Raw genomic sequence first — 25,359 nt, forward strand, 5'->3', positions numbered from 1 at the left:
TCGCACTGCCGTTCAGGACGTCACTCGGCCCCCTGTTCGACACACGTGCGGTGGCGCATTTTCCGGATGCCCCGTTTTCATCGGGCCCGCGCGGTGGACAATTGGGGGCATGAGCCAGCAGGGGGGAAGGCCCACCGGTCACGAGGACGACTGGTGGGGGCAGTTGTACGACGACGCCACCGAGGACGCGGGGCCCGCGCGCACCGCGGACTCCCTGGACGACCGTTTCGCCTCGGCCGCCGGAGCGGTGCGCTCCGCGGATACGGCGGAGAGCGCCGGTACGGCGACGAAGGGTGCGGGTACGCCGGACGGCGTCGGCGGCACGGGAGGCACGGCGGCTCCTCGGCGCCCGGAGGACACGGGCGGCAGACAGGGCCACGCGGGCGGCGCGGACGTTCCCGGCGGCGCGGGCCCGGTGCCGCCACCCCGCACCGAGCGGTCCGGTTCCGCCGGGCAGACCGACTGGTGGTCCTCGTCCGCCGCGACGACGGCAGGGGCGCCGCCGTCCCCGGATGCCACCGTTCCGCTGCCCCGGAGCCGATCCGCCGCCGAGTCCGCCCCGCGGCGGGAAACCGGGTGGAACACCCCCTGGAATACCGGGCCTGACCCCGAACAGCCTGGTGCTGGTGCTGGTGCTGGTGCTGGTGCTGGCGCCGGTGCCGGACGCGAAGGTGACGAGCGTCGTGACGGCTGGAGCGACGCCGAGCGGGACGGCACCGGACGTGACACTGAGCGTGACGGCATCGGACGCGGTGCGGAGCGTGACGTCGCCGAACGGGGGGCGGGCCTCGGCGCAGGCGCCGTGGAAGCGGACCAGGGTGCCCGTCCGCCGGGACGGCACCGCGCTCCGTGGGAGCCGCCGTCGGCCACGCCCGCCGGTCCCACGAACTTCCCGCCCCGCCAGCTGCCACCGGGATTCGCCCAGCGGACGCTCCATGACTCCGCCCCCGCGCCCACTCCCACTCCCGCCCCCGCCGCCGACGACGACGGCCTTGCGCCGAGGGAGACGCCCCCCGGCGTCTCCGAACCCCCGTTGCCGTCCACTCCACCCGCGCCGCCGTCCACCCCGTCCACGCCGCCGTCCACCCCGCCCCCGCCGCCGCCGAGCTCACCCGCCGGTTCGGTGACCGCGACCGAGTCCGTGGAGGGCGCCACGTCCGCCTCACCCGCCGCGCCGCCGCCACCGCCCGCGATGCCACCCGTTCCGGCCCACGCGCCGCCGCCCCCACAGGCCCCCACCGCCTCCGTCGACGGCTCGGCAGCCCCCCTCCACGCGACGGACCCCGCGCCCGCCCCGGGACGCGAGCCGGACTCGGAAAGCGCGTCCGTCACCCCGAGCACCGCCCCGCCGGACCATCCCCCCACCGTCCTCAGCCTGCCCGCCCCGCCCGCCCGGCCGCCCCTGTCCACCTCCAAGGACTACGTCGGTTCCGGGCCGCCCACCTACGACGCCGAGCCCACCGCTCTTCCGCCCGCGGACCCGGACGACCTCGCCGACCTGGTCGCCGACACCGTCCTGGACGGCGCCCGGTACGGGACCTGGGCGCTGCGGGCCGCGTCGGTGCGGGGGGACTCCGCGCGGTATCGCGGGGAGCCGCGCCGCGACTCGCTTCTCACCGCCCGCTTCGGCACGGGCGAGCAGGCGCTGATCCTCGTCGCGCTGGCGACCGGCGCCCGGGCGACCCCGGGAGCGCATCGGGCGGCCGCCGAGGTGTGCCAGTGGATCGGGCGGGCCGTGGGCCGCAGCCACGTCCGGCTCTCGGAGGACATAAGGGCGGCCCGGCGCGGCGACCTGAAGTCGGGCCTGCACCGGCTCACCGACCGCAGTCTCGGGCGGCTCCGCGCCGGCGCCGCCGAACAGGGCCTGGAACCGGACGAGTACGCGGCCACCTTGCGTTGCCTGCTCCTGCCCGCCGACCCGGCCTGCCGCACGCGCGTCTTCTTCGGCGTCGGCGCCGGCGGACTGTTCCGGCTGCGGGGAGGCGTGTGGCGGGACATCGAACCGCAGGTGGGCGCGGTGGCGGGCGAACCGGTGGTCGGGTTCGGCTCGCTGCCCGCGGAGACGCCCGAGGGCGACCGGCTCACCATGGACCTGGGCATCACCACACCGCCGAACCCCTACGACCCGGACCCGGAACCGCCCCGCGAGCCCTTCCGTTTCCGCGCCTCGGTAGCCCGCCCGGGTGACACGCTCCTGATGTGCAGCGACGGTCTGGCCGAACCCCTGCGCGGGGAGCCGGAGCTGTCCGGGTACCTGACGGGGCGCTGGTCGGGCCAGTCCCCGCCCGGTCTCGCCGCCTTCCTTGCCGACACCCAGGTGAGGGTGAAGGGCTACGCCGACGACCGCACGGCGGCGGCCGTCTGGGAGGCGTAACCGGGTCACCGCGGCCACTGTGGAGGGAGGGAGCCCGAGGAGACCGAAGGGTGCGTCGAGCCATGGCCAAGCAGAACGTCGCGGAACAGTTCGTGGACATCCTCGCCCGCGCGGGAGTGCGGCGTCTCTACGGTGTCGTGGGGGACAGCCTCAACCCCGTCGTGGACGCGGTGCGGCGCAACCCCGGCATCGACTGGATCCACGTCCGGCACGAGGAGACGGCCGCCTTCGCCGCCGGGGCGGAAGCCCAGATCACCGGGAAGCTCGCGGCCTGCGCGGGGTCCTGCGGACCCGGCAACCTCCATCTCATCAACGGCCTCTACGACGCCCACCGCTCCATGGCCCCCGTCCTGGCCCTCGCCTCGCACATCCCGTCCAGCGAAATCGGTCTCGGCTATTTTCAGGAAACCCACCCCGATCAGCTGTTCCGCGAGTGCAGCCACTACAGCGAGCTGATCTCCAGCCCGAAACAGATGCCACGGCTGCTGCACACGGCCATCCAGAACGCGGTCGGGCGCGGCGGCGTCAGCGTCGTGTCGCTCCCCGGCGACATCGCCGACCGGCCCGCTCCCGAGAAAGCGGTCGAAACCGCTCTCGTCACCGCACGGCCCACCGTCCGCCCCGGCGACGCCGAGATCGACGCGCTCGTCGCGATGATCGACGCGGCGGACAAGGTCACCCTGTTCTGCGGCAGCGGCACGGCCGGCGCGCACGCCGAGGTCATGGAGTTCGCCGGGAAGATCAAGTCGCCGGTGGGGCATGCGTTGCGCGGCAAGGAATACATTCAGTACGACAATCCGTACGACGTCGGGATGAGCGGTCTCCTCGGTTACGGCGCCGCCTATGAGGCCACGCACGAGTGCGACCTGCTGATCCTGCTCGGAACCGATTTCCCCTACAACGCCTTCCTCCCCGACGACGTGAAGATCGCCCAGGTCGACGTGCGCCCCGAGCACCTCGGCCGACGCTCGAAACTGGACCTCGCCGTGTGGGGCGACGTACGGGAGACCTTGCGCTGTCTCATCCCGCGTGTGCGGGCCAAGGAGAACCGGCGGTTCCTCGACCGGATGCTGAAGAAGCACGCCGACGCGTTGGAGGGGGTGGTGAAGGCGTACACGCGGAAAGTGGAGAAACACGTTCCCATCCATCCCGAGTACGTTGCCGCCGTCCTCGACGAACTCGCGGACGACGACGCCGTGTTCACCGTCGACACCGGTATGTGCAACGTCTGGGCCGCCCGCTATCTCACGCCCAACGGCCGTCGCCGTGTCATCGGTTCCTTCTCGCACGGTTCCATGGCGAACGCGCTGCCGATGGCGATCGGCGCCCAGTTCACCGACCGCCGCCGTCAGATCGTGTCGATGTCCGGCGACGGCGGTTTCGCCATGCTGATGGGCGACTTCCTGACGCTGGTGCAGTACGACCTGCCGGTGAAGGTCGTCCTCTTCAACAACTCGTCACTGGGCATGGTCGAGTTGGAGATGCTGGTCGCCGGTCTGCCCTCGTACGGCACGACCAACAAGAACCCCGACTTCGCCGCCGTCGCCCGCGCCTGCGGTGCCCACGGTGTGCGCGTCGAGAAGCCCAGACAGCTGGCCGGCGCCCTGCGGGACGCCTTCCGGCACAAGGGTCCAGCCCTCGTCGACATCGTCACCGACCCCAACGCCCTGTCCATCCCGCCGAAGATCAGCGCCGAGATGGTAACCGGTTTCGCACTCTCCGCCTCGAAGATCGTTCTCGATGGCGGAGTGGGCCGGATGCTTCAGATGGCCCGTTCCAATCTGCGCAACATGCCACGGCCGTAGGACGGTGGATGGTGGACGGTAGTGGACGGCGACGGCCGGCGGACGGCGACGGCCGGGGTCAGGGGTGTCAGTCGCCGGTCGGGACCCACTGACGTTCGCCGTTCTCGGAGCCGTACCAGTAGCGCGGCAGTCCCTTGATGCCGCTCGTGCGGAACGGGCGGCCGTGGTCGTCGACACGGGCCGTGCCGGTGCGGCCCTGGGACGACCAGTCCAGTTCGAGGTACCAGTCGCAGGCGCAGGTCTCGGTCCGTGCCGTGACCAGGAGCACCTCGGGGTCGGCGCTGGACACGCGGTAGGGCAGGCTCACCGCCGGGATCGGCGTGCCCGCGTCGTCGCCGGCGACCGAGTGCGCCACCGGACGGTCCTTGTCCAGGTCGACCGCGAAGTAACGCTTGCTGAGCGAGCCGCCGCAGCCCTGGTCCATGGCGTACGCCGTGCCCGGCACGGGGGAGGCACGACCGACGACCCGCACCCGCAGCGCGGTCAGCACGACGGCCGTGGAGGTGCGGCCCTGCACCGAGATCTCCACATTGGTCTCCCGCCCGTGCACCGCGCCCTGGGCGGTCGCCCAGGGGCCGGCGTCCTGCTCCGCCGGGGGCGGCGGGACCTGCGCCGGCGGCTTGTCGATGACGTAGTCGTGACCGCAACCCTGCGCCCACAGCTGCGAGTCGACGGTCCAGGCGAGCGGCACGCCCGACGCGGGCGCCGAGGCCTTGCCGCCGGCCGGGGAGGTGCCCGGGGAGAGGGTGGTCCTCGTGGGGCGGGCGGAGGCGGAGGAGGCGCCGGGTGTGGAGGAGGCGGTCGAGCGTTCGCCGGTCGTCGGGGAGGGGGACGGGGCCGTCGTCCGGGGCGCGGCCGTGGCGGAACCGGAGGACGGGGCCGCGTCGCCGGAGGCCGAGGGGCGGCCGCCGCCGGGCAGCGCGGACAGCGTTCCGAGGGTGGCGAGCAGTGCGCAGGCGACGCCGACGGCGACCGTGGTGCGCCGACGGCGGTACCAACGGCGAGGCGGTACCTGTTTCCCGTCAGGTTTCCGAGCCTGCGCTTCTGCCGAAGGCCGGGCGTCCGTTTCCGCCGGCGTTTCAGCGGGTTTCACGGTCTCTGAGGTTGCTGCGGTTGCCGGCGTTTCCGGCGCCACCGACGTTTCTTTCGTTACCGGCGTTACCGGTGTCCCCGTCGTTCCCGGTGTTTCCGACTGTTCGTAGGGCTCACGTGTTTCCCGGGCTTCCCGGGCTTCCTGTGTTTCCGGGGCTTCCTGTGTTTCCGGGTTCTCCGAAGTCGCCGTGATCCGGGACCGTTGGCGGGCCGCCACCGCTCGCAGCCAGCGTCGGTGCAGTTCGAGGCGTTCGTCCGGTGTCGCGCCGCAGAACTCCGCGAGCCGTTCGACGGGGGCGAAATCCTGCGGAACCGCTTCCCCCGCGCAGTACCGGTGCAGCGTCGAGGTGTTCATGCCCAGCCGGCGGGCGAGGGAGCCGTAACTGCGCTCCGTGCGGCCCTTCAGTTCCGTCAGCAGCGCCGCGAACTCCGCCACATCGGCCACGCCGTCGTCGGTCGACACCGTTCTCCCCGTGTTCGTCCGGCCCGGCGGTCATCCCAGGCACTCATATACCTGCACGTCAGATGGGATGGGATGGTTCCACCCCGGCCGATCGGGCGTCGAGCGTTGCACCGAGCCGCCCGGACCGCCGATGCTCTTGGTGTCGCACCGACCAGGGCCGGACCGACCAACCGGTGTCGAGATGACAACCCACAACCATGCACTGACTCACGGGGGACACCCATGTCCAAGCGCACCCGAGCGGGCACGCTCACCGGGCTCACCGCACTCACGGCCGCGGGCCTCGCCCTCGGCTCCGTGCTCGCCGTACCGGCGGGCGCCGCCACCGTGCGACCGCCCGGATTCCTCTCGGCCGCCGACCTTCCGCCGCACCCCAGCTCGTCCTGGACGGCGGGCAAGATCACCGCCGGCGCGTCACCGGACGTCGAGGTGGACCGCTGCCTCGCCATGGTGCTGGGCGACGGCCGGAACTCCTGGTACCGGGACTTCCGGACCGACCTCGACACGAGTGCCCGTCAGGTGAGCGTCGAGCTGTCGAGCGTCAGCGCGGCGAAGGGGCGGTTCTCGCGGGTCGACCGGGACATCAAGTCCTGTCCCGCGTGGATCGAGCAGGCGGACCCGGAGGTCGAGGCCACGCTCAAGGACTACGGGAAGCTGAACGTGGAGGAAGGCGCCCACGTCTACGGCCTGCACACCGAGACCTCCTGGGGCGCGAACGACATCCGCCTCCTCTCCGTCGGCCGCGACGGCACGACGGTGACGGTCGTGGACTGGGGCCAGCTGGGCGACTTCGGCGACGCCCCGGTGAAGGCCTTCAAGAAGACGACCGTCAGGGCCGTCAACAAGCTCCACTGACACACGACCACCGAGGAAGAACCGGGGCCGCCGCCCTCCCGCCACGGGGGTCGGGAGGGCGGCGGCCCCGCACGACCACGCAGCCACCAGTGGGGCCGCATGGGCCGCACACACGAGACCGACGGGGAACACGCACATGACCAGCGACAACAGCACGACCGGCACCATCGACACGACCGACACCATCGACACGATCGGTGCGGGCAACACGACCGGCAACGGCACGTCCCGTTTCCGTACCACCCGGCGCCGTACGGCAGTGGCCGCCGGCCTCGCCCTGGCCCTGGGTCTCGGCGTGACGGCGCAGGCCTCCGCCGGCAGCCCGCGCAGCGTGAGCGGCAAGCCGTCGGACAACATCACGCGCATCGCCGACTTCTACGGCGCCTACATCGACGCGGTGAGCGACGAGGGCGGCGACAAGCTCGCGGACGAACTCCGCAAGCACTACCTCACCCCCGCCTTCCAGAAGGAGCTGGCGGCCTGGGAGGACAAGAACCACGCCAACGGCGTCCTCCAGGCTCAGAACGTCCCGCTCGCGTGGAAGGTCACCGACAACGGGACGGCGAACTACACGGAGGCCGTCGTCACCCTCACCTGGGGCGACCAGACCACGAAGCTGATCGTCGACATGACCCGTGGGACCCGCAAGATCTTCCACATCGGCACGACGGGAGCCGAGGTCGGCTAGAGCACCCCGCACCCACGCACCGCCGCGCCCGGCACCGCCGCGCCCACGCACCGCCGCTCGGCCGGACGCCGATGCCGCACACGCCAGGCCGACGGGGTGAGCGTTCGGCCGAGGGGGGCCTCTGTTTCTGCCAGCTGTCTACTGTCTGCTGTCTGCCGGGGCACTTCCGGCGACGCGTACGTCGATCGCCCGACCACCGGCTCGATCGTCGGTCCACCCCACCGTTTTCCCCGCCGCGGCCGTTCGCGCACCAGCGGATTCCGGCCAACCTCGTCGGCCCTGCGAGGGCGCGCTCGTCGCGGCGGGGCGGTGCGGGGCCGCGGTCGACGCGGTGCGGGCGGTACCTGCTGCCCCACCGCTTCTTCGCATACGGCCAGGTCGGCAGGGGCGACTCGGCAGACGGGCCGATCCCCGGCGGTCAGTCGGCCACCCGGGTGCGTAGGTCCGGAGCCGGGCGGGACGGTCGGATCGGCGGCCGTATCGCACCGCGGGTACGCCGGCTCACTCCCGCTCGCCAGGGAGGAGACGGTCAGATTCCGTTGCGCGGGCGCGCGCCCCCCGACGGCACGTCGGCGCCGTCGTACGGCAGCCCCATCGGCGGGAAACCGGGGCCGATCACCGTCCCCGCCCGGCGACCCGCCCTCTTTCCCGGTATTCACCCCGCCAAGCGGAACCGGCCGCTCGACCTGGGCTTTTCTCTCGGGGCGTCGGCCGCGGCGGGATCGTGGGCGGCGCGCACGGCCCGGTCCGCCGGCGTCGGCCCGTCCGGCCTGTGCCGCGCCGACGTCACCGGCGGCGCACGGGCCACGTACCGCGCAGGAGGTGCGAACCGTCCCGGCGCTCGCTCCGGACGCGCTCGATCGAGGGGCGGACGCGCCGTGGAAGGCCCCTCCCCGGCGGCCCGAACAGTGCTGTCGGGCGGTCACCCCCTTCCCGGGAGCGTCCTGGCGGCCCGCCCGAACATGGCCGAACACCCGGGCGTCGATGATTCGACATGACTGGCGAGGTGTCGACCGGGCAAGGATCCCCGTGAACGTGTTCGAGCAGGAGGGGAACCCACATCGACACGCGGGCGGGGGTCATGGAGAGGCAGGCACGGGGAAGCGGTCCGACGGCGATCGTGGGCACCTCGGCGACGAGACAGGCGGGGGAGAACAGGGCCGAGGACGTGACGGATCAGGACCGGGCGTCGCAGCTCAGGCGCAGACTGGGGCGGGCGGACCTGCGGGCGGTGCCCGAGACGCGCCGGGCGCTGAGGGAGCTGTTGCGGGGCTGGGGAAGGCCGGGGCGGTCGGAGACGGCGGAACTGCTCACCAGCGAACTCGTCACCAACGCGCTCGTGCACACCGATGACGACGCGGTCCTGACGGCCACCGTCTCACCGTCAGGCCTGCGGGTGGAGGTGCGGGACTCCGCGGCCCACCGCCCCCGGCCGAGGGTGCCGAGCGCCGACGAGGCCACGCACGGCCGGGGTCTGGTCCTGGTGGAGTCCCTCGCGGACACGTGGGGGATACGGGCGCAGGGCGGCGGCAAGGTCATCTGGTTCGAGCTGGGCGCCGGGGCCGCGTGAGCGCAGGCCGACGGGCGAGCGGCCGACTGGCGAGCGGTCGTCGGGCAAGGGGCCGACGGGCAACCGGTTGTCGAGCGGCGGCCGCTGAGCGGCGGGCAACGGGAAGGGGGCGCGACCTCGGCGGTCGCGCCCCCTTCCCGTGACAACCGATGATCCGTCAGCCGAACTGCTGCTCCAGGTCCTTGAGCTTGCGCTCCAGGGAGTCGAGGCGCGGCAGGGCCATGGTGTCGTCCTCCGCGGTGAGGTCGACGGTGATCGAGGAGTCAGCACCGTGGCGTACGGGCTGCAGGGAGTGACGTGAGCGTGCGGGCAGCTGCTCCGCCGAGTTGGCTATGGCAGGCTCCGCGGCGACCCGCTCGGCCGTGGCCGGCTCCAGGGCGGCCGGAGCCTCCACCGGACGGCCACCGCCGCCACCGCGACCGGGGAAGCGGGGGCCGTGGCCCCGGCTGATCGCCTTCAACTGGGCCCGCTCGACGCGGTGCTGCTCGCGGCGCCGCAGCTTCGTCTCTTCCTTGCGGGCCTTGTCCTCGCGGACCTCGTCGACGGCCTCGTCCAGGCTGCGCACGTTCTCGAGCAGCATCAGCGACCAGGCCTTGTAGGTCTCGCGGGGGGCACGGGCCCAGCGCACGACACGGATCTGCGGGAGCGGACGGGGCACGAGGCCCTGCTCGCGCAGCGCGGCCCGGCGGGTCTGCTTCAGGGCCCGGTCGAAGAGTACGGCCGCCGAGAGGGACATGCCGGAGAAGAACTGCGGCGCGCCGTCGTGACCGAGACCCCTGGGGGCGTGCACCCAGTTGAACCAGGCTGCCGCGCCCGCGAACGTCCATACGAGTATCCGGGAGCCGAGTGCGGCGTCACCGTGACTGGCCTCGCGCACCGCGAGCACGGAGCAGAACATGGCGGCGCCGTCGAGGCCGAACGGGACCAGGTACTCCCAGCCGTTGGTGAGGCCGAGGTTCTGCTGGCCGAAGCCGACCAGGCCGTGGAAGGAGAGCGCGGCGGCCACGGCCGCGCAGCAGAAGAGAAGAACGTAGGAGGCAGTGCCATATATGGCCTCCTTGCGCCTGCGGCGCTCCTCGGTACGCTCCCACGAATCGTCCGCGCTCGCGTTTGCCCCGGAGGAGCGCTTGCCGCGCGCGAGCACCGCCACCGCCGCCAGCATGCCCAGGAGCAGTACGGCGCCGGGAAGCAGCCAGTTCAGCGATATGTCGGTCAATCTCATCAGGGGTCCCTTGCATTGGGATAGGGCGTAACGCCCGCCATAGTGGCGCAATCCCGCCGTCCCTCAGGGGGTTTCGGGGCAAGAGGCCGCCAAGGAAGTGCAAGGGGATGCCCAGGGCGACGTTCTGCTCGAACTGCCGCTTGAGGGGCGGGAGTTGAGTTCGAATAAGACTACCCGTACGAGTGGTTCCTCGGAAAGTTCCCGGGGGAAGTGAGGAAGTTGTGAATTGCCTGTAACCCGGGGGAGTCTCGTCCGGGTGATCTTACGGGACGTCCGACTGCGTCCGGCCCCGGGGGTGTGCCTGAGGCGCCCTCAACTGGCGGCGACCGCGGTGAGCTTGGTGACGCGGTCCGCGTCGCAGGTGCGCGGGCAGGTGGCGCAGGTGTCGTCGGGGCGCAGTGTGTAGAACATGCAGCAGCTCGCCCGGTCCCGGGTGGGCAGGGTCGCGCCGTCCGGTCCGGTCAGCTCACGGAAGGAGGCCGAACCGACGTAGGGGCGGGTGGCGCCCGGCAGGAGCAGCTCCAGTTCCCGACGCGCCCGGTCCTTCTCGCCCTCGCCGAGCAGCTCGGCGACGTACCAGAGGCCCTCGACGATCTCGTCGGTCACCATGCCCCACAGGGCCCGGCCCCGGCGTCGCGTGGGCGGTCCGAACCCGGCGAGCACCGGCTCGTGGTGCTCGGCTATCGCCACCCGCACCTCCGCCCGCAGTGCCTCCTCGTCCGGGACCACCCGGGCGCCGGGCAGCAGTGCAGCCGGATCGCCCGGCAGACAGGCGAAGGAGGTGGGCGGCCGGACGGCCATCCGCATGCCGTCGCCCGTGCGGTCGTACGAGACGTGCGTCACGGGGAGGCGGGGCACCCGGCGGTGCAGGAACCAGGGGACGGTGATCAGCAGGCAGGCGGGCCAGGAGTACCGGTGCAGTCCGAAGCTCGCCACGACGTCCGGGCGGGCGGGTCGTCCGTAGTCACGGACGACCTGGGCGTCGTCCCAGGCGAGGAAGGCCTCGAGTGCCGGTCCGCCCTTCGCGAGGTCGGCCGCCGTGACCCAGCCGCCGCCCTGCGGAAACGGTTCCTGGTGCCCCAGCTCCGTGACGGTCAGGTCCGGGAAGACCTCCGCGAGACGGGTGTAGGCCTCCGCTGTGGCCGACGGGGCTGTGGGCATGCCGGGACCGCCGTTTCGAGTGGGATTAAAGGTAAGCCTTACCTTACTGAGTATGGTCGGGATTTGAACTGACGGCCAGTACGCCTAAGGTGCTTGACGGACGAGTAACAACCCGCCGTAATGACCCCAAGTACCGACAAGGCCGGAGGAGGCCCCGTGGAGCAGGGTGCGCAGGGCTCCACCGGTACCGGGACCCCGGCCGTGCCGGGGGCCGAAGGCCGTGCCCGGGTGCCGGCGCAGTCACGGGGGTCCGCCGAGTACGGCGCGGGCGCGGACCGGGAGAGATGCGGCCCGACGGGCGCCGCGCGCGGTGAGCACACGCACAGCGAGACCCCTGTCCCGCGCCCCCGGCCGGTGGTGCAGCGCGCCTCGGTGCGCGGCCAGATCCTCGACGCCCTGCGCACCGCGCTCGTCGCCGGGGAACTGCTGCCGGGCGAGGTCTACTCGGCGCCGGTCCTCGGTGACCGCTTCGGGGTCTCCGCGACGCCGGTGCGCGAGGCGATGCAGCAGCTGGCGCTGGAGGGCGCCGTCGAGGTCGTCCCGAACCGGGGCTTCCGGGTGATCGTGCGCAGCACGCGCGAGCTGGCCGAACTGGCCGAGGTGCGCGCGCTGATCGAGGTTCCCGTGATGCTGCGGCTCGCCAGTACGGTGCCCGCCGAGCGCTGGGCGGAGCTGCGGCCGGTCGGTGAGGCGAGCGTGCGCGCGGCGGCCTCCGGCTGTCCGGCCACGTACGCGGAGGCCGACCGGGTCTTCCACCGGGCGGTGCTCGCCCTGGCCGGCAACGAGCAGCTGGTCGGCGTCGCCGAGGACCTGCACCGGCGCTCGCAGTGGCCGCTGGCCGGCGGGTCGGTGCGGCGCGGGCGGGCGGATCTCATGGCCGACGCGGCGGAGCACATGGCGCTGCTGGAAGCGCTGACGGCGGGGGAGCCGGACCGGGCGCAGACGCTGGTGCGCGGCCACTTCGCAGGCACGCGCAACTGAACCGCCCCTGTGCGCGTCGACACGGTGGTGCCCGGTGCGATCGGCGCCGTGAGCATCCATCCCTCGTTCGGTGAGTTCGGCGAGTACGAGAACGACTTCGACCCGGACCTCGCGAACAACACGGCGGTCCTGACCGTCAACTGACGTGCCCGGCCAGCGCGATGAACACCCCGGCCGGGCATGCGGTGCGCTGTCACTCCTTTGAGCTGCTCAGGCCGTCGGAGCAGAACAGCATGCCGTCGGGGCGGCCCATGGTGAAGTCGTCCGCCGCCCTGTCGTACGACGCTCCAACCGGGCGCCGGCTCCTCCCACGCGGGGAAGTCTCGAACCCGGTCGCGTCTGGACATACATCCATCCGCAGGACGCGCCGCGTGGGGCCGGGGCAGGACCGCCCCGACCCCTCCTGGTCACTACTCCCGGCTGAGGTAGTCCGGAGGACGGCCGCAGCCAGGACGCTCCAGATGATCCACTCGGAGGCTGCGGCCCAGGGCAGGGTGTTCGTCAGGTGGGCCGCCAGCAGCATCAGGCAGACGTGCAGCAGGAGAACCCTGCGCGGGGGCCGGTGGACGGCGAACGACCCGATCTTCTTGCCGTCGTCGGTGTGGAAGCCGCCGGGACTGGCGCAGTGCCCGGCAACACCCATCGGGCCCGGAGCCAGGCAACTCGGGTCGGACAGCCGGCCCCGACATCACCCAATCAAGTTCAGTGGCTCCTCATTCCGCCGCTTGCTGGAGGCCGTCGAGGATGAGGTCCAGTCCGAATTCGAACTCGTCGCCGTAGGCGTACCCGGGACGCAGCACGTGAGCGGTCGCGATCTCGGTCAGGTACGGGTACTCGCCGTCGGCGAAGCCGCTCATGATGGACTCCGCCAGTTCAGCGGTCTCCTCCGGGGTGTCGAAGGGCAAGGCCTTCTCCTGCAGGGCGAACCCGTAGATGTAGCTGTCGATGAGCGAGATGGCGTGGGCAGTCCGGGTGAGCGAGAACCCGCCCTGCCGCAGGCAGCCGAGAACGGCATTGTGGTGACGCAGGGTGGCCTTGCCCGGAGTGGATCGTGACGCCATCAGCCCGATCGCCCAGCGGTGGCGGGACAGCACGAGGCGCATCGAGATTGCCCGCTGCCGCATCGCCTGCCGCCAGTCGTCACCCGGCGTGGGCAGTTCGACATCGCCGAAGACCAGGTCAACCATGCCGTCGAGCAGGTCCTCCTTGTTGGCCACATGGTTGTACAGGGACATTGCCTCGACTCCGACGGCCTCGCCCAGCTTGCGCATGCTGAGCGTCTCCAGGCCGCCGCTGTCGGCGAGTTCGACGGCTGCTTGCAGTACCCGCTGCCGGGTGAGCGTCTCGCGGGTCGGCTGCGGGGTGGTGCGTCGAGTCACTGTGGTCGCTCACTCCCTCTTGAGGTTTCCCAGCATTGACGAGCTTACGCCGTAAGTGCTCTACTTACGGCGTAAGCATTTACTTACACCGTAAGTAAGCAGGGGACGATGCAGAACATGAGCGAGCCGATCACAACCACCGGTGGGGTGAGGACGATGGTGGCGGTCGTGCAGGAGCGCTACGGCGTCGAGCCGGAAGACGTGCTGCGCACGGCGCGGTTGGCCCGGCCCGGCATCGGGCCGGGCGAGGTGCTGGTGCGGGTGCGCGCCTCCAGCGTGGACCGGGGCACCTGGCACATGATGGCCGGTCTGCCCTACGCGGTCCGGCCCGTGAGCGGGCTGCGCAGGCCGAAGCTCCCCAACCCCGGCCGCAACATCGCCGGCGTCATCGAGGCGGTCGGCTCCGACGTGACCGGGTTCGCGCCCGGCGACGCGGTCTACGGCACGGCGGTCGCAGCGTTCGCCGAATACGCCGCCACCCGTCCCGACAGGATCGCTCCCAAGCCGACGGGACTCACCTTCGAGGAGGCGGCGACGGTACCCGTCAGCGCGCTCACCGCACTCCAGGCGGTCCGCGACAAGGCCAAAATCCGGGATGGCCACCGTGTCCTGATCACTGGAGCCGCCGGCGGCGTGGGCACCTTCGCCGTCCAACTCGCCCACGCCTTCGGCGCCCGGGTCACAGCCGTCGCGAGCACTCTCAAGCTCGACGCCGTACGGGCGCTGGGCGCCGACCACGTGATCGACTACTCCCGCGAGGACTTCCTCGTCGGCCCGCGACGCTACGACGCCATCATCGACATCGCGGGCAACCGCGGTCTGCGGGATCTGCGCCGCGCCCTCACGCCCCGCGGCAGGCTGGTCATCACCGGCGGTGAGACGAAGGAGCCCTGGCTCGGCGGCGCCGACCGGCAGCTGCGCGCACAGATGCTGTCCCCGTTCACCGGCCGGCACCTGGGCACCTTCATCTCCTCCGAGCACGCCGACGGGCTGCGCGATCTGACCGGTCTCTTCGACGCGGGCGCGCTCCGCCCTGTCATGGACCGCGTCTACCCACTCGCCGAGACTGCCGCAGCGGTCCGACACCTCCTCGACGGCCGCGTCACGGGCAAGCTGGCGCTCACCCTGCCCGCCGGGTGACACCGTGGCCGACACCGACAACGTGCCATCCACCAGCAACTCCTGGGCATCTCCACGCCTGGCGACCGACTGCCCCGCTTGCCCGACAGCGGCAACGCCTCCCCAACCGGCCACTGAGCACAGAGCAGCGAACTGAAGGCTCTCTCGCCAACCGGGTGGGCCAGTTCGACGCCCATCGGCTGCCATGCTATTTTTTGTGATCGATCGTTCAACTATGCGTTCAGCTATGGAGGGCCGGTGGGACGTAAACAGCTCTGGAACCGGGTGGAGGTCCTTGCCTCCGCCATGCGACTGTTCCGCCACCGGGGATACCTCGGAGCCTCGCTGCGGGACATCGAGGAGGCGACCGGGTTGCACCCTGGCAGCCTGTACCGGGCCTTCGAAAGCAAGGACGGCCTGTTCCGCGCCGCCCTGGACGCCTACAACGACCAGGTTGTCCACGGCCGGGTCCGAGTCCATCTCCTGGAGTCGGCAGACCCCGTGGCGGGCATCCGGTCGTTCTTCACCTCGGCGTTCCAGACCGGCCCCGAGCCCGATCCGGGCTGTCTGCTCACCAACACCGCCGTGGAGTCCTTCACCGTTCCGCAGGCCGCCGCCGGAGTACGCCGAGGGCTGGAGACGATCGAGTCAGGCTTCGCCGAAGCCCTGACGCGCGGCCGCGCCCTCGGCCTGCTCTCGGCGGATCTGAACGTCGAGGTGTCGGCAGCCCACCTGCTGGCGCTCTATCAAGGCCTGTTGGTACTGGTCAGGGCTGGCACGCCCTTCACCAAACTGCACACGATCACCGACGGCGCGATGGCGTCGATCGGCCCCGAGAAAGAGGGACAGCGATGAGTGACTCACAGCAGCTCTGGGAGAACTATGCCGCGTGCTGGTCGATCGACCCCGGCGAGCGGCTCACCGCACTCGACGCGGTCGCGGTCAAAGACGTCGCCTACCGGGACCCGGGCACGGAGGTCGGCGGACTGACCGAGCTGGCCGCCTACATGACCGGATTCGCCGGAGCCTTCCCCGGCCACCGGTTCCGCATCGACCAGGTACTCGACCACCACGACCGGTCGCTCGCACGGTGGACCCAGCTCGGCGAGCACGGCGAACCCGCCATGGCAGGCGTGAGCACCGCACTCCACCGCGACGGCCGACTCGCCGACATCACCGGGTTCTTCCTCCCCGCATAGCGGATCCCGCAGCCTCGCTGAGCGCCTCGCCGATCAGCCGGCGCCGCTCGGCGAGGTCACTGTCGACCGTCCCCCAGGAGTACCCGGAGTTACTCCGCACCCTCGTCGGCAGGTGGCCGGCCGACCAGTACCGCGCCTTGTCCGCCCTGTTGGACGCGTGCGAGGAGAAACCCCGCTCTGAGACTCTCTCCTGCATTTACGGCCTCCTCCCCACGGTGACGCGGCTCGGCGGCCCGGACACCCCGGAGGGCCTGTTCCACGTGGTCGACGAGATCGTCACCACCTGGCCCTGACCGCTGCCTCCGCACCGGTGTGGACCGATCCCCTACGTGGTGATTGGACCGTCGAGCGCACGCTCGGCTGGCTGATGAATCACCGCCGCCTCGCCCGCGACTACGAAGCCAAACCCCACCGCTCCGAAGCCATGATCCACGTCGCGATGATCAACCTCATGACCCGTCGACTCACCCACGAATCCACCCCTACACGGCGCGGCACCCAGAACCCACCGAACCGGGACATCAAGGGACTGAATCTTTGGAGAAAACGCCCTCTGAGCCGGGCGGAGGCTCCGCCTGCTCGCGCCCCGGCGAGATCTCGCCTGCTTGCGCCCTACGAGACACCGCCCCATGCACCCCGGCCAGGCCCCATGCGCACCCCGACCAGGCTTCACCCCATGTGCACCCCGGCCAGGCGTCGCCTATGCACACCCGACCAGGCTTCGCCTGCCCGGCTCCGATCGGGCCTCGTTCTCAGACTCCGGACGGGCTGGGCGTCGGCGGTGGGGTCAACTGCCGTGCCAGCCAGGTCGGTACGCCGCCCAGCAGTCGGAACAGCCGGCGCGCCTCCTCCCGCAGCCGTGAGGCCTCCGGGTCGACCTCCGCGTCCGCCAGCGAGGCCAGTGCCGGGGCGGTTCCCACCAGGTAGCCCAACTCCTCCCGGATGCGCAGGGATTCGGCGAAGCCGTGCCGGGCCTCCGCCATCTCGCCGTCGCGCAGGGCGAGTCCGGCGAGGTGGCGCCAGGTGAAGGACAGCAGCAGCAGGTCGGAGTGGGCCGCGGCCGCCGTGTGGGCGCGGCGGTACGCGGCCCTGGCCGCCTGCGGGGAACGCGAGATGTTCTCCGCGAGCAGGCCGCGGCGGAAGTCCAGCAACGCCCGTCCGGGCGCGTCCGGCGGGATCAGCGCCGCCGCCCGGCCGAGCGCGGCCCGCGCCTCGTCCACCCGGTCGCGCACGCCGTGCAGCGTGGCCGCGTACGCAAGCTGCCCTCGTTCACAAGCGGCCGCGCCGCGCTCCTCGTCGTCGTGGGCCAGCGCCTCCGCCGTGCGCAGCGCGTCCTCGGCGTCCTGCCAGCCCTGCTCGGTGTACAGGCACCGTTCCACGAGCAGCGCGGCCCGCTGGATCGAGCCCGCCGCGCTGTCGGGCGGGAGCAGGGCCGCCGCGTCGGTCCAGCAGGCGCGCGAGCGCAGCCGCCATACCGCGGTCTGGAGGGGGTCGTCACCTGAGGTCGTTCCGGTACCAGACATGGCGGTGTACGCCACGTTGCCCTCCCCGAGCGCGCCGTCGAGCTTTGAGTGGTGGCCGCATCTCAGCACGGAACGCGGGGCCGGGCCAAGGGGGCGGGTGAAGGATTTCACAAAGTCGTGGACTCCGCGCCCCGAAGGTGTCGACCGGCCGTGACCCAGGGGTGGCGACCGGCGCCGGTCCGGTATCAGCTCATCCGCAGTGCGAGAAAGAAATCCAGCTTGTCCTCCAGCCGTGAGAGGTCACGGCTCGTCAACTGCTCGATCCGTCCGACCCGGTAGCGCAGCGTGTTGACGTGCAGGTGCAGACGGGACGCGCACCGGGTCCACGAACCGTCGCAGTCCAGGAACGCTTCGAGGGTCGGGATCAGCTCGGCGCGGTGCCGTCGGTCGTACTCGCGCAGCGGGTCCAGGAGACGGGCGGTAAACGCTTTCCGCACATCGTCGGGGACGAACGGGAGCAGCAGCACGTGCGAGGCCAGTTCCTGATGCCCCGCGGCGCAGACCCGGCCGGGGCGGGCGGCGGCCACGCGCCGGGCGTGTCGTGCCTCCTCCAGGGCCCCGCGCAGCCCCTCCGCCGAGTGCACGGCCGCGCTGACGCCGAGGGTGAGCCGCCCGTCGCCGTCGAGGCCGGACGACAGCGGCTCCCGAACGGCCGCGAGCAGCGCGTCGGCGAGGACGCCGGTCTCGGAGCCGTCGTGCTCGCTCGACACCGCGGGCAGCGGGACCAGGGCGATGGCCTCGTCGCCGGTGTGGGCCACGGCGATACGGTCGGAGGGCTCGGGTCCGGTGGCGAGCGGGTCGACCAGGATCTCCTCCAGGAGCGACTGGGCGACCGGGCCGGCCTCCGGCCCGCCGTCGTCCCACTCGACCCGGGCCACGATCACCTGCCAGTGCGGGGCGGCCCCCAGCCCAGGCAGCAGCACCGGCGCGGCCACCCGCAGGCGGGCCGCGATCTCGGCCGGGGCCGCGCCCGTCTGGACCAGCTCCAGCACCTCCTGCGCGAGACGCCTGCGCACCGTGCGCGCGGCGTCCCGGCGGTCCCGTTCGACGGCGATCAGCTGGGTGACGCCCTGGAGCAGGTCGAGGCGCTCGTCCGCCCAGTCCCCGGCGTCCGCCTCGACGGCCAGCAGCCAGTCCGACAGGACGCTCTCGCGCACGTCCCGTGATGCCTGGAGGGCCTGTGCGGCACGTGAGGTCTGCGCAGCGCGGCCACCACCGTTGCGGATCGGGAACAGCGAGTACGTCGTCTGGCCCAGGATCACCCGGTGCGGTCCGCGCCGTCCGGTGCGGACGGCCGCCAGGTGCTCCGCCGCCAGCTTCGCGCACGCGTCGGGCGGCAGCCCCGGGCCGGCCATCTTCGGGCCCGCGATGAGCCGCCCGGTGGGGGACAGGACCCAGGCGCGCAGGTCGAGGTCGGAGCCGAGCAGGTCGAGGACCACGTCCGGGCCGCCGCCCGCCGGGCCCGAGGTCATCATCCGGCGGTGCCGGTCCACGACGGCCGCCAGGTCCCCGGCGCGCTCGCCGGACACCTGCCGCACGACATGCTCGGTGATCGTCGCGAAGGCCACCGACTCGTGCACCGCGAACAGCGGGAGACGGTGCCGGGCGCAGGCCACGGCCAGGTCCTCCGGAACGTCCCCCAGCTCCGCCTCGCCGGCCGCGAGCGCGGTCACCCCGGCCTGCACCAGGATCCGCACGAACGGCTCGGAGTCCGCCGCGTCCCGGCGCCACGCCAGGCCCGTCAGCACCAGCTCGCCCCCGGAGAGGTAGCGGCTGGGGTCCCGCAGGTCGGTGGTCATGACACCCCGTACCGTGCGGTCCAGCTCGTCCTCGCCGCCGAGGAGCCTGAGGCCCAGCGCATCGGTGTCCAGCAGTGCGCGCAGCCGCATCTCGTCGCCGCCGTTCTTTGTCTCGAAAACTACGATGAATCCTGAAGGACAGGGTGGAGGAGGACCCGCCGTCGGTCCCGCTCCCGAGGGCCCGGCCGGTGCGGCGGACAGTCACGAACCGCATTCTTCGGTCGCCAGGTTGTTTCCTACGTTTCCACAGGAAAACCAGGAGGTTACTGAGGGCCTCCGTTCATACGAATCTACAAGATGCCTGGGCCGACCAGCCAACTCCTTCATGGTTTCCGTGACTGACCCGGTCGGAGCAAGGCGCTGTGTACTGGCCCCACTCCGCGTGAACACCACATGAACGAGCTGGGCCCGCCGCACCCGATTCTGGCTCGATACGACTCACGAGACTCAAGAGACGAAGAAGAGAGCCGGTCATGGACTTCCTTCGCCCCGCCAGCTGGGAGGAGGCGCTCGCCGCCAAGGCCGAGCACCCCACCGCTGTGCCGATTGCGGGTGGCACCGACGTGATGGTCGAGATCAACTTCGACCACCGCAGGCCCGAGTACCTGCTCGACCTCAACCGCGTGGGTGATCTCTACGAATGGGAGGTCGGCGAGGAGAGCGTGCGGCTCGGCGCCTCCGTCCCCTACACCCGGATCATGGAGAACCTGCGCGCCGAGCTGCCGGGCCTGGCTCTCGCCTCGCACACCGTGGCCTCTCCGCAGATCCGCAACCGCGGCGGCGTCGGCGGCAACCTCGGCACCGCCTCCCCGGCCGGCGACGCCCACCCCGCCCTGCTGGCGGCCGGCGCCGAGGTCGAGGCGGAGTCGGTACGCGGTACCCGCCGGATCCCGATCGACGCCTTCTACACCGGCGTGAAGCGCAACGCGCTCGCTCCCGACGAGCTGATCCGCGCCGTCCACATCAACAAGGCCGACGGCCCGCAGCAGTACTCCAAGGTGGGCACCCGCAACGCCATGGTCATCGCCGTCTGCGCCTTCGGTCTCGCGCTGCACCCGCGGTCCCGGACCGTCCGTACCGGCATCGGCTCGGCCGCGCCCACCCCCGTTCGGGCGAAGACCGCCGAGGACTTCCTCAACGCGGCGCTCGAAGAAGGCGGTTTCTGGGACAACGGAAAGATCATCGCCCCCTCGGTCGCCAAGCAGTTCGCGGACCTGTGCGCCGCCGCCTGCAACCCCATCGACGACGTCCGGGGGACGGCGAGTTACCGACGGCACGCGGTGGGCGTCATGGCCCGCCGCACGCTGACCTGGACGTGGGAGTCGTACCGCGGCCCCCGCCGCACCGCGAAGGGAGCCGCGTGATGCGCGTCAACTTCACTGTCAACGGACGCCCGCAGGAAGCCGACGACGTGTGGGAGGGCGAGAGCCTGCTCTACGTGCTGCGTGAGCGGCTCGGGCTGCCGGGGTCGAAGAACGCCTGCGAGCAGGGCGAGTGCGGCTCGTGCACGGTCCGGCTGGACGGCGTCCCGGTGTGTTCCTGCCTGGTGGCCGCCGGACAGGCCGAGGGCCGTGACATCGTCACCGTCGAGGGCCTCGCGGACTTCGCCAAGCAGCGCGCCGAGCACGGCGGCGCCGGTTGTGGAACCGGTTCCTGCGGCACCTCGGGAACGGCGGTAACGCCTGGCGCGGCGGGAACGGCGGGAACGGCGGGAACGGCGGGAACGGCGGGAACGCCGGAAACGGCGGGCACCTCTCCCTACCCCGGCGGGGCCGACGGCCGGCCGGCCGAGGGCGCCGACTCCCAGACCCGCGAGGGAACCGAACTCGCCCCGATCCAGCAGGCGTTCATCGACGCAGGCGCCGTCCAGTGCGGTTTCTGCACACCGGGTCTGCTGGTCGCCGCCGACGAGATGCTGGAACGCAACCCCAACCCGAGCGACGCGGACATCCGCGAGGCGCTCTCCGGCAACCTCTGCCGGTGCACCGGCTACGAGAAGATCATGGACGCGGTCCGCCTGGCGGCCGCCCGTCAGGGAGAGGCGGTCTGACCCCGATGCCCACCAACGGCACTCCCACCACCCTCACCCAGGGCTCCCGCACCAAGGGCGGCATCGGCGAGTCGACGCTCCGCCCCGACGGCACCCTCAAGGTCACCGGCGAGTTCGCCTACTCGTCCGACCTGTGGCACGAGGACATGCTCTGGGGCCAGATCCTGCGCTCCACGGTCGCCCACGCCGAGATCGTCTCCATCGACACGTCCGAGGCCCTGGCCCTGCCCGGCGTCTACGCCGTCATGACGTACGACGACCTGCCGACCGACGTGAAGAACTACGGCCTGGAGATCCAGGACACCCCGGTCCTGGCCCACGGCAAGGTCCGGCACCACGGCGAGCCGGTCGCGATCGTCGCGGCGGACCACCCGGAGACCGCCCGCCGCGCCGCCGCGAAGATCAAGGTCGAGTACCGCGAGCTGCCCGTCGTCACCGACGAGGCCTCGGCGACCGCGCCGGACGCGATCCTGATCCACGAGGGCCGCGACGACCACCACGTCGGTCACGTCGCGCACCCGAACATCGTCCACCGCCAGCCGATCATCCGGGGCGACGCGACCGCGGCCGCCGCGCGCGCCGACGTCGTCGTCCGGGGCGAGTACACCTTCGGCATGCAGGACCAGGCCTTCCTCGGCCCCGAGTCCGGCCTCGCCGTGCCCGAGGAGGACGGCGGCGTCCACCTCTACATCGCCACCCAGTGGCTCCACTCCGACCTGCGCCAGATCGCGCCCGTCCTCGGCCTGCCCGAGAGCAAGGTGCGGATGACGCTGGCCGGCGTCGGCGGCGCGTTCGGCGGCCGCGAGGACCTGTCGATGCAGATCCACGCCTGTCTGCTGGCCCTGCGCACCGGAAAACCCGTCAAAATCGTTTACAACCGTTTCGAGTCCTTCTTCGGTCACGTCCACCGCCACCCGGCGAAGCTCTCCTACGAGCACGGCGCGACCAGGGACGGCAAGCTCACCCACGTCAAGTGCCGGATCGTCCTCGACGGCGGCGCGTACGCCTCGGCCAGCCCGGCCGTCGTCGGAAACGCCTCCTCGCTCGGTATCGGTCCGTACGTCGTCGACGACGTCGAGATCGAGGCCATCGCCCTCTACACCAACAACCCGCCCTGCGGCGCGATGCGCGGCTTCGGCGCGGTCCAGGCGTGCTTCGCCTACGAGGCCCAGATGGACAAGGTCGCGGCCGAACTCGGCATGGATCCGGTGGAGTTCCGCCGGCTCAACGCGATGGAGCAGGGAACCCTCCTGCCGACCGGGCAGCCCGTCGACTCCCCGGCGCCGGTCGCCGAGATCCTGCGCCGCGTCAAGGCGATGCCGTTGCCCCCGGAGCGCCAGTGGGAGAGCAGCGAGGGCGCGGACGTACGGCAGTTGCCCGGCGGTCTGTCCAACACCACGCACGGCGAAGGCGTCGTACGCGGAATCGGTTACGCGGTCGGCATCAAGAACGTCGGTTTCTCCGAGGGGTTCGACGACTACTCGACCGCCCGGGTCCGCATGGAGGTCATCGCCGGCGAGCCCGTCGCGACCGTCCACACGGCCATGGCGGAGGTCGGCCAGGGCGGTGTCACCGTCCACGCGCAGATCGCCCGCACCGAGCTGGGCGTCTCGCAGGTGACCATCAATCCCGCGGACACCCAGGTGGGCAGCGCCGGCTCGACCTCGGCCTCCCGGCAGACGTACGTCACCGGCGGCGCCGTCAAGAACTCCTGCGAGCTCGTCCGGGAGAAGGTCCTGGAGATCGGCCGTCGCAGGTTCGGCTCCTACCACCCCGCCTGGGCCACCGCCGAGTTGCTCCTGGAGGGCGGCAAGGTCGTCACCGACGGCGGTGAGGTCCTCGCCGACCTGGTCGACGTGCTCGAGGGCGAGAGCGTCGAGGTCGAGGCGGAGTGGCGGCACCGGCCCACCGAACCGTTCGACCTGCGCACCGGGCAGGGCTTCGGACACGTCCAGTACTCCTTCGCCGCGCACCGCGCCGTCGTCGAGGTCGACACCGAGCTCGGCCTGGTGAAGGTCATCGAGCTGGCCTGTGTCCAGGACGTCGGCAAGGCGCTCAACCCGCTGTCCGTGATCGGTCAGATCCAGGGCGGCACGACCCAGGGCCTGGGCGTGGCGGTCATGGAGGAGATCATCGTCGACCCCAAGACGGCGAAGGTCAGGAACCCGTCGTTCACGGACTATCTGATCCCCACGATTCTCGACACGCCGACCATCCCGGTCGACGTGCTCGAACTCGCCGACGACCACGCCCCCTACGGGCTCCGCGGCATCGGCGAGGCACCCACCCTGTCGTCCACTCCGGCGGTCCTCGCGGCCATCCGGAACGCGACCGGGCTGGAGCTCAACCGCACGCCGGTACGTCCGGAGCACCTCACCGGAACGTGACCCCACGGGGTCTGAGCAGGTGTCGTCCGGGGGTGCCGCACCCCCGGACCACCCCCCCCTTGTTCGTCTCGGGCCGTCCCCCGGGTCGTCCATTCCCAAATCCCGCGACCTGCCGAAGGCACCGCGCGGGTGTCCCTTTGAACCTTGGGAGATGGCCCATGACCCAGCAGTCACTGGAGCCGAGGACCACAGCCGAAGACGCGGGCGAAGGCACCCGCGTCCCGGCCGGACGGTCCTGGCTCGATCGGTACTTCCACATATCCCAGCGAGGATCCACGGTCGCCCGCGAAGTGCGCGGCGGCGTCACCACCTTCATGGCGATGGCGTACATCCTCCTGCTCAACCCCCTGATCCTGTCCGGCAAGGACGCGGCCGGGGACACCCTCGGCCAGCAGGCGCTGATTACCGCAACCGCTTTCGCGGCTGCTTTCAGCACGCTGCTGATGGGCTTCTTCGGCAAGGTGCCGCTCGCGCTCGCCGCCGGACTCTCCGTCTCCGGCGTCCTGTCCTCCCAGGTCGCCCCGGAGATGACCTGGCCGCAGGCGATGGGCATGTGCGTGGTGTACGGCGTCGTCATCATGCTGCTGGTCGTCACCGGCCTACGCGAGATGATCATGAACGCGATCCCGCTCGCGCTCAAGCACGGCATCACCATGGGCATCGGCCTGTTCATCGCGCTCATCGGTTTCTACAAGTCCGGCTTCGTGCACCAGGGCGAGGCGACCCCTCTCACCCTCGGCCCGGCGGGCGAACTCGCGGGCTGGCCCGCCCTGTTGTTCGCCGGCACGCTGCTGCTGATCTTCATGCTCCAGGCCCGGAACATCCCCGGCGCCATCCTCATCGGCATCGTCGGCGGCACGGTCGTCGCCGCGGTCCTCAACGCCACCGGGGTCGTCGACCCGAAACAGTGGGCGGCCGGCGCTCCCGAACTGCACGGCAGCGCGGTCTCGATGCCCGACTTCTCGCTCTTCGGGGACGTGGAGTTCGGCGGCTGGGGCGAGGTCGGGGCGATGACCGTCGGCATGATCGTCTTTACGCTCGTCCTCGCCGGGTTCTTCGACGCGATGGCCACCATCATCGGCGTCGGCACCGAGGCGAAGCTGGCCGACGACAAGGGCCGAATGCCGGGCCTGTCCAAGGCGCTGTTCATCGACGGCGCCGGCGGGGCGATCGGCGGGGTGGCCGGCGGCTCCGGTCAGACCGTGTTCATCGAGTCGGCGACCGGTGTGGGCGAGGGCGCCCGTACGGGTCTCGCCTCGGCCGTCACCGGCGCCTTCTTCGCGGCCTGTCTGTTCTTCACCCCGCTCACCGCGATCGTCCCGCAGGAGGTCGCCTCCGCCGCCCTGGTCGTCATCGGCGCGATGATGCTGATGAACGCCCGTCACGTCGACTGGGCCGACCGGGCAACCGCTGTCCCGGTGTTCCTGACCGTCGTCCTGATGCCGTTCACGTACACCATCACCACCGGTGTCGCCGCGGGCGTCATCTCCTACGCCGCCATAAAGGCCGCGCAGGGCAGGGCGCGGGAGATCGGCACCTTCATGTGGGTGCTGACGGCGATCTTCCTCGTCTACTTCGCCCTCAACCCGATCGAGAGCTGGCTGGGCGTGCACTAGCCGCCCCGGCCGGCGGGCACCCGCCCAGCACGCACGCACGCACCCGCCCGCCACGCACCCGCCGTACAACCGCCCT

21 protein-coding genes and 1 pseudogene are annotated in these 25,359 nt (G+C 71.6%); 15 read left to right on the top strand and 7 right to left on the bottom strand.

Features of this window, described 5'->3' with window-relative positions; all coding sequences use genetic code 11:
- The first annotated feature begins 109 nt into the window (after positions 1-109).
- Complete coding sequence (locus ACIRPU_RS11105; protein ID WP_403864714.1) at positions 110-2,374, top strand: protein phosphatase 2C domain-containing protein; 2,265 nt, start codon at positions 110-112, stop codon at positions 2,372-2,374.
- A 62-nt stretch (positions 2,375-2,436) separates the two neighbouring features.
- Positions 2,437-4,179 (top strand): pyruvate dehydrogenase, encoded by a 1,743-nt coding sequence (locus ACIRPU_RS11110; protein ID WP_403864717.1) that lies wholly within the window; start codon positions 2,437-2,439, stop codon positions 4,177-4,179.
- Positions 4,180-4,246: 67 nt separating this feature from the next.
- Here the strand turns inward: ACIRPU_RS11110 and ACIRPU_RS11115 are convergent, their stop codons facing one another.
- Entirely contained in the window at positions 4,247-5,734 is a 1,488-nt protein-coding gene (locus ACIRPU_RS11115; RefSeq protein ID WP_403864720.1) for a helix-turn-helix domain-containing protein, read from the bottom strand.
- 222 nt (positions 5,735-5,956) lie between these two features.
- Here ACIRPU_RS11115 and ACIRPU_RS11120 point away from each other — a divergent pair, with 222 nt between their 5' ends.
- The 3 genes from ACIRPU_RS11120 (at position 5,957) to ACIRPU_RS11130 (ending at position 8,847) form a co-directional block, all read left to right on the top strand.
- Entirely contained in the window at positions 5,957-6,589 is a 633-nt protein-coding gene (locus ACIRPU_RS11120) for a hypothetical protein (RefSeq protein ID WP_403864723.1), read from the top strand.
- Positions 6,590-6,725: 136 nt separating this feature from the next.
- Positions 6,726-7,277, top strand: a complete 552-nt coding sequence (locus tag ACIRPU_RS11125) for a hypothetical protein (RefSeq protein ID WP_403864725.1) — start codon at positions 6,726-6,728, stop codon at positions 7,275-7,277.
- 1,081 nt (positions 7,278-8,358) lie between these two features.
- Positions 8,359-8,847 (top strand): ATP-binding protein, encoded by a 489-nt coding sequence (locus tag ACIRPU_RS11130; RefSeq protein WP_355705938.1) that lies wholly within the window; start codon positions 8,359-8,361, stop codon positions 8,845-8,847.
- Between the two features lie 157 nt (positions 8,848-9,004).
- On the opposite strand, the gene ACIRPU_RS11135 is transcribed toward ACIRPU_RS11130, so the two are convergent.
- Entirely contained in the window at positions 9,005-10,069 is a 1,065-nt protein-coding gene (locus ACIRPU_RS11135) for a DUF2637 domain-containing protein (RefSeq protein WP_403864728.1), read from the bottom strand.
- 312 nt (positions 10,070-10,381) lie between these two features.
- Positions 10,382-11,230 carry a (2Fe-2S)-binding protein gene (locus ACIRPU_RS11140; protein ID WP_403864731.1) on the bottom strand — a complete coding sequence of 283 codons (849 nt, stop codon included), beginning with the start codon at positions 11,228-11,230 and terminating at the stop codon, positions 10,382-10,384.
- Positions 11,231-11,386: 156 nt separating this feature from the next.
- On the opposite strand from ACIRPU_RS11140, the gene ACIRPU_RS11145 reads away from it, so the two are divergent.
- Positions 11,387-12,211 (top strand): GntR family transcriptional regulator, encoded by an 825-nt coding sequence (locus ACIRPU_RS11145; protein ID WP_403864734.1) that lies wholly within the window; start codon positions 11,387-11,389, stop codon positions 12,209-12,211.
- A 193-nt stretch (positions 12,212-12,404) separates the two neighbouring features.
- On the opposite strand, the gene ACIRPU_RS11150 is transcribed toward ACIRPU_RS11145, so the two are convergent.
- A complete protein-coding gene (locus ACIRPU_RS11150; RefSeq protein WP_403864737.1) occupies positions 12,405-12,854 on the bottom strand; it encodes a hypothetical protein in 450 nt (149 codons plus the stop codon).
- Positions 12,855-12,924: 70 nt separating this feature from the next.
- On the bottom strand, positions 12,925-13,590 hold the full coding sequence (locus tag ACIRPU_RS11155; protein ID WP_403864740.1) for a TetR/AcrR family transcriptional regulator: 666 nt from the start codon (positions 13,588-13,590) through the stop codon (positions 12,925-12,927).
- Positions 13,591-13,707: 117 nt separating this feature from the next.
- Between ACIRPU_RS11155 and ACIRPU_RS11160 the strand changes: the two genes are divergently transcribed.
- From ACIRPU_RS11160 to ACIRPU_RS11180, 5 genes and pseudogenes are all read left to right on the top strand, one after another.
- Positions 13,708-14,730: an NAD(P)-dependent alcohol dehydrogenase gene (locus tag ACIRPU_RS11160; RefSeq protein WP_403864743.1), complete on the top strand. Its 1,023-nt coding sequence runs from the start codon at positions 13,708-13,710 to the stop codon at positions 14,728-14,730.
- A 237-nt stretch (positions 14,731-14,967) separates the two neighbouring features.
- Positions 14,968-15,564 (top strand): TetR/AcrR family transcriptional regulator, encoded by a 597-nt coding sequence (locus ACIRPU_RS11165; protein WP_403864746.1) that lies wholly within the window; start codon positions 14,968-14,970, stop codon positions 15,562-15,564.
- The gene (locus tag ACIRPU_RS11170; protein WP_403864749.1) at positions 15,561-15,908 is read left to right on the top strand and encodes a nuclear transport factor 2 family protein; all 348 of its coding nucleotides are present in this window, start codon (positions 15,561-15,563) and stop codon (positions 15,906-15,908) included. The genes ACIRPU_RS11165 and ACIRPU_RS11170 overlap by 4 nt, the downstream gene beginning before the upstream one ends.
- A gap of 137 nt (positions 15,909-16,045) precedes the next feature.
- Positions 16,046-16,201 (top strand): hypothetical protein, encoded by a 156-nt coding sequence (locus ACIRPU_RS11175; RefSeq protein WP_403864752.1) that lies wholly within the window; start codon positions 16,046-16,048, stop codon positions 16,199-16,201.
- Between the two features lie 44 nt (positions 16,202-16,245).
- Positions 16,246-16,407 (top strand): annotated as a pseudogene (locus tag ACIRPU_RS11180) (IS5/IS1182 family transposase); the annotation flags it as partial.
- Between the two features lie 253 nt (positions 16,408-16,660).
- On the opposite strand, the gene ACIRPU_RS11185 reads toward ACIRPU_RS11180, so the two are convergent.
- Together ACIRPU_RS11185 and ACIRPU_RS11190 are read right to left on the bottom strand one after the other, a co-directional pair.
- Complete coding sequence (locus ACIRPU_RS11185) at positions 16,661-17,446, bottom strand: hypothetical protein (RefSeq protein WP_355705934.1); 786 nt, start codon at positions 17,444-17,446, stop codon at positions 16,661-16,663.
- 170 nt (positions 17,447-17,616) lie between these two features.
- On the bottom strand, positions 17,617-19,320 hold the full coding sequence (locus ACIRPU_RS11190) for a PucR family transcriptional regulator (protein ID WP_403864755.1): 1,704 nt from the start codon (positions 19,318-19,320) through the stop codon (positions 17,617-17,619).
- Positions 19,321-19,703: 383 nt separating this feature from the next.
- On the opposite strand from ACIRPU_RS11190, the gene ACIRPU_RS11195 reads away from it, so the two are divergent.
- The 4 genes from ACIRPU_RS11195 (at position 19,704) to ACIRPU_RS11210 (ending at position 25,283) form a co-directional block, all read left to right on the top strand.
- A complete protein-coding gene (locus ACIRPU_RS11195) occupies positions 19,704-20,594 on the top strand; it encodes an FAD binding domain-containing protein (RefSeq protein ID WP_403864758.1) in 891 nt (296 codons plus the stop codon).
- The gene (locus ACIRPU_RS11200; RefSeq protein WP_403864761.1) at positions 20,594-21,280 is read left to right on the top strand and encodes a (2Fe-2S)-binding protein; all 687 of its coding nucleotides are present in this window, start codon (positions 20,594-20,596) and stop codon (positions 21,278-21,280) included. Before ACIRPU_RS11195 ends, ACIRPU_RS11200 begins: the two co-directional genes overlap by 1 nt.
- A 5-nt stretch (positions 21,281-21,285) precedes the next feature.
- The gene (locus tag ACIRPU_RS11205) at positions 21,286-23,667 is read left to right on the top strand and encodes a xanthine dehydrogenase family protein molybdopterin-binding subunit (RefSeq protein ID WP_403864764.1); all 2,382 of its coding nucleotides are present in this window, start codon (positions 21,286-21,288) and stop codon (positions 23,665-23,667) included.
- Between the two features lie 158 nt (positions 23,668-23,825).
- Complete coding sequence (locus ACIRPU_RS11210) at positions 23,826-25,283, top strand: NCS2 family permease (RefSeq protein ID WP_403864767.1); 1,458 nt, start codon at positions 23,826-23,828, stop codon at positions 25,281-25,283.
- Positions 25,284-25,359 lie beyond the last annotated feature (76 nt).

Origin of the sequence: Streptomyces sp. NPDC102259 (assembly GCF_044766465.1) — a bacterium.
GTDB lineage: Bacteria > Actinomycetota > Actinomycetes > Streptomycetales > Streptomycetaceae > Streptomyces.

Bases quoted from the DNA above. Each gene is read 5' to 3' on its own strand.
- ACIRPU_RS11190 (WP_403864755.1), bottom strand. From the start codon at position 19,320: ATGCGGCTGCGCGCACTGCTGGACACCGATGCGCTGGGCCTCAGGCTC.
- ACIRPU_RS11105 (WP_403864714.1), top strand. From the start codon at position 110: ATGAGCCAGCAGGGGGGAAGGCCCACCGGTCACGAGGACGACTGGTGG.
- ACIRPU_RS11120 (WP_403864723.1), top strand. From the start codon at position 5,957: ATGTCCAAGCGCACCCGAGCGGGCACGCTCACCGGGCTCACCGCACTC.
- ACIRPU_RS11135 (WP_403864728.1), bottom strand. From the start codon at position 10,069: ATGAGATTGACCGACATATCGCTGAACTGGCTGCTTCCCGGCGCCGTA.
- ACIRPU_RS11205 (WP_403864764.1), top strand. From the start codon at position 21,286: ATGCCCACCAACGGCACTCCCACCACCCTCACCCAGGGCTCCCGCACC.
- ACIRPU_RS11200 (WP_403864761.1), top strand. From the start codon at position 20,594: ATGCGCGTCAACTTCACTGTCAACGGACGCCCGCAGGAAGCCGACGAC.
- ACIRPU_RS11140 (WP_403864731.1), bottom strand. From the start codon at position 11,230: ATGCCCACAGCCCCGTCGGCCACAGCGGAGGCCTACACCCGTCTCGCG.
- ACIRPU_RS11150 (WP_403864737.1), bottom strand. From the start codon at position 12,854: ATGGGTGTTGCCGGGCACTGCGCCAGTCCCGGCGGCTTCCACACCGAC.
- ACIRPU_RS11125 (WP_403864725.1), top strand. From the start codon at position 6,726: ATGACCAGCGACAACAGCACGACCGGCACCATCGACACGACCGACACC.
- ACIRPU_RS11195 (WP_403864758.1), top strand. From the start codon at position 19,704: ATGGACTTCCTTCGCCCCGCCAGCTGGGAGGAGGCGCTCGCCGCCAAG.
- ACIRPU_RS11160 (WP_403864743.1), top strand. From the start codon at position 13,708: ATGAGCGAGCCGATCACAACCACCGGTGGGGTGAGGACGATGGTGGCG.
- ACIRPU_RS11130 (WP_355705938.1), top strand. From the start codon at position 8,359: ATGGAGAGGCAGGCACGGGGAAGCGGTCCGACGGCGATCGTGGGCACC.
- ACIRPU_RS11110 (WP_403864717.1), top strand. From the start codon at position 2,437: ATGGCCAAGCAGAACGTCGCGGAACAGTTCGTGGACATCCTCGCCCGC.
- ACIRPU_RS11210 (WP_403864767.1), top strand. From the start codon at position 23,826: ATGACCCAGCAGTCACTGGAGCCGAGGACCACAGCCGAAGACGCGGGC.
- ACIRPU_RS11170 (WP_403864749.1), top strand. From the start codon at position 15,561: ATGAGTGACTCACAGCAGCTCTGGGAGAACTATGCCGCGTGCTGGTCG.